The 2,848-nt window shown below is 60.0% G+C and carries 3 protein-coding genes and 1 pseudogene; all 4 read right to left on the bottom strand.

The window, feature by feature from the left end:
* A partial coding sequence (locus tag EOB36_RS33520; RefSeq protein WP_164897707.1) for a 3-hydroxyacyl-CoA dehydrogenase NAD-binding domain-containing protein occupies positions 1–343 on the bottom strand: 343 nt, incomplete at its 3' end.
* A gap of 61 nt (positions 344–404) precedes the next feature.
* Positions 405–1,274: a glycoside hydrolase family 16 protein gene (locus EOB36_RS33515; RefSeq protein WP_126103890.1), complete on the bottom strand. Its 870-nt coding sequence runs from the start codon at positions 1,272–1,274 to the stop codon at positions 405–407.
* Between the two features lie 164 nt (positions 1,275–1,438).
* On the bottom strand, positions 1,439–1,837 hold the full coding sequence (locus EOB36_RS33510) for a hypothetical protein (RefSeq protein WP_128286571.1): 399 nt from the start codon (positions 1,835–1,837) through the stop codon (positions 1,439–1,441).
* Between the two features lie 367 nt (positions 1,838–2,204).
* A pseudogene (locus EOB36_RS33505) lies at positions 2,205–2,848 on the bottom strand (glycosyl transferase family A); the annotation flags it as partial.

Here is a 2,848-nt window from a genome sequence, read left to right as displayed (position 1 = left end):
TCTTGGGCGCGTCCCTCTCCCGGCCGATGGCCTCGGCGACTGCCAGCACATATTTGAGGTCGGCCGAACCATCCTCTCCGGGAGGCGTGCCGACGGCGATCATCTGGATCTCGCCATGCTTGACCGCGGCGGCGGCGTCGGTGGTGAACTTGATGCGGCCGGCCGCGTGGTTCTCCTTGACGAGGTTTTCGAGCCCGGGCTCGAAAATCGGGATGAGGCCCTGATTGAGCCGCTCGACTTTTTTCACGTCGATGTCGACGCACACCACCTGGTGTCCGACTTCGGCAAGCACCGCCGCCTGCACGAGACCGACATAGCCAATTCCAAAGACCGTCAAATTCATTTGGTTTCATCCCTGTTCAAGGCTTCGGAGCGCTTTCGGTCCGGCCGGTTCAGATTAGCCTTCACTTTATGCTGCATGCCAGCGATTCCGGAAACTGGCATGGCTGGCCGAGCGCCGTGAAGGCGACGCGGTCCACTTGCATGGTGAGCTTGCGCCCCGGATCCGAAAACGGGCCCAGCCAGCCCTTCATCGTGTCGCTGCCCCAGAGGCTGAAGAATATCTTTTGCGCATGGCTGGGCAGCTTTGCCGGATCGGTGATCGTGTTCACCAGCTGGCCATTGACGTACCAGCGCAGCCGGTCCTTCTCCCAGACGAAGGCGTAGTCATTGAAAGCCTTGTCGGCGCCGCCCGCTACATCCACCAATTTCTCGTTGTTGCCCTTGCCGGCTATGTAGGCGTTGACCTGCACCTTGGAGGTGTCCTTGGTCAGCACCTCGAAGTCGATTTCATCCCATGGCTGCTTGTCGGAGGGGCCGATGTAGGAAAAGAAGGCGGCGTTGATGCCTGAGCCGGCATCGGTTTTCATCCGTGCCTCATAGGTGCCATAGCCGAAGCGCTGCTTGGTCTGGATCTCGCCGCAGGCAAAATCGCGATCCTTCAGCTTCCGCTTTTCGAAACCGAGCGTCAGCATGCCGTCGGAAAGCTCGACCTGGCTTTTGGACCAGGTGCAGTTCTGATGGCTGCCGTTCGTCCAGCCATCGGCAACGTACCAGCGCGCACGGTCGAAGCTGGTGAAATCATCGACGAACGATGGCGCAGTCGGGATATCCTGCGAACGGGAAGGGGTCGGGCCTGCAACCAGGCTGCCGAGCGCGACCAGCAGAAACGCGCCGCCAGAGCATAGCTGCCTCAGGTTCACTTGCCTGATCGAGCGCGTGAACGGGCTGCCGCCGGTTTTCGGGGTGGACGTGCTTTTCGGATCCGCGTTCATACCAAACTCACCTTTGTGCTGTGTGCCCCCAACCCAAAGTCGACGTTCGAACCATGACGAAACGAGCTGATCTTGACCTTCTCCCGGCACCTTCCTTGTGCTGCCTCTTTGTTGACCTGTGGCACTAAACCTCTTGCCTGCGGCGCCACCCAGAACTTTGAAGTTCACCCCGTGCCGGCGGCCGGCTTGGCGAAATCAGCCTTGGTGGTCGAGCCACGCTGACCGCCTTCATCGAAGATTGCATCCAGCGAATGACGGAGATCCTTCATCAATTCGTTTTGCCGCGCGAGCGCCGCGATGCGCTGCTCGCAATTCAGGATCGACTTCGTCAGTTCGCTGACTTCGGCGGATCTGCTGGAGGAGGCCGCTCCATTTTCCATCGCCTCGACCAGAAAGGCCGCGTTGGTGGCCTTTGTCCGGTAGCGATTCTCAAGTCCGTTTTTCTCCGCCTCGACCTCGGCTGCGATCTGGTCAAGCAGCTTTGCCAAGCGGTCAAGGCGCGAGATGTCGGTCTGCCTGTCTCGAGCCGGATCCCTTGATCTGAAGCCGAATATCGAGGCCATGCGCTCAGTCTCCTGTCATAGCCGGCCTATGGCAATCCCGTGCCCATCCAGGCCGAAAAAATCTTGTCGCATCGTCCAGCTCCTCTGACAGGGGACATTTTCGGGCCGATTCAAACGGCCAACCAAAATTGCTGCACCGCAACATACATGCCATCCCCAGAGCGAGTAGGCAACCACCTAATGCATGTTGCGCAAAGTGCGCAGCGGTTTTGCGACAACGACATGCATAAGAACAAGAACTAAAGCGCGTCGCATGAATCTCATCAAACGCGACGCGCTTTAGTGTGGCGAATCGGAAATTCGCTTCACGTTGGAGCGGGGTAAGGACCTGTTGACATGATCGGCATGGCGCCGCTCGCGGACAAGCTCAAGTCTCGCCGAGCGGGCTGGTTGCGGCCATGAGAAAGCGCAGCGGCGGCACAGGCTGCTTCGAGGCAAAGCCGGCGCGGCGAAACAGCGCATCCAGCTTGTCGGCGGCCACGCCGCGAACGATGGGGATGAGGTTGGATTGGCTGGCCAGGGCGTAGGCCGCGGCCGACGTCAGCCCCCGCTCGTTCTTCACGTCGAGGAAGTTCCGCAACCGGTATTTGTCGCGCACCTGCCGTTCGTGCCTTCTGAGCACCGCCTTAGAGCCTTCCGGCAAACTGTCGATCGCCAGCAGCGCCAGATCCGCGTCGGCCAGACGCTTGAGATCCTGCGTCTTATGTTGGCCGCTCAGCGAATCCGCGCGAACGATGGCGCCATAGCCGCAGGACCTGATGACCTTGAAGCGTGCCCCGCAAGCAACCGCGCGCGCGTAGAGCTCATAGTCTTCGCCCAGCCGCAGGTTTTCGTCATAGCGCAGCCCATGCCGGTCGAGAAAAGCGCGGCTGATCACCGGTTTGAGGAAGCCTAACTCACCTCTCTGCACACGGCGACTGGAGATGTTGCCTTCGATGAAACGCTCGAAATCGAGAAATTCCGGGTCGGCCGAGAATTGCGGAGCGGCGATTTTAGAGACATCGGTCACCG

This window comes from Mesorhizobium sp. M6A.T.Cr.TU.017.01.1.1, from assembly GCF_004023115.1.
GTDB lineage: Bacteria > Pseudomonadota > Alphaproteobacteria > Rhizobiales > Rhizobiaceae > Mesorhizobium > Mesorhizobium mediterraneum.
Note: the sequence above shows the minus strand (reverse complement) of the source record. Positions and strands in the feature narration are given on the sequence as shown.

Excerpts from the sequence above, each read along its gene's own strand:
- EOB36_RS33515 (WP_126103890.1), bottom strand. The coding sequence starts at position 1,274 with ATGAACGCGGATCCGAAAAGCACGTCCACCCCGAAAACCGGCGGCAGC.
- EOB36_RS33510 (WP_128286571.1), bottom strand. The coding sequence starts at position 1,837 with ATGGCCTCGATATTCGGCTTCAGATCAAGGGATCCGGCTCGAGACAGG.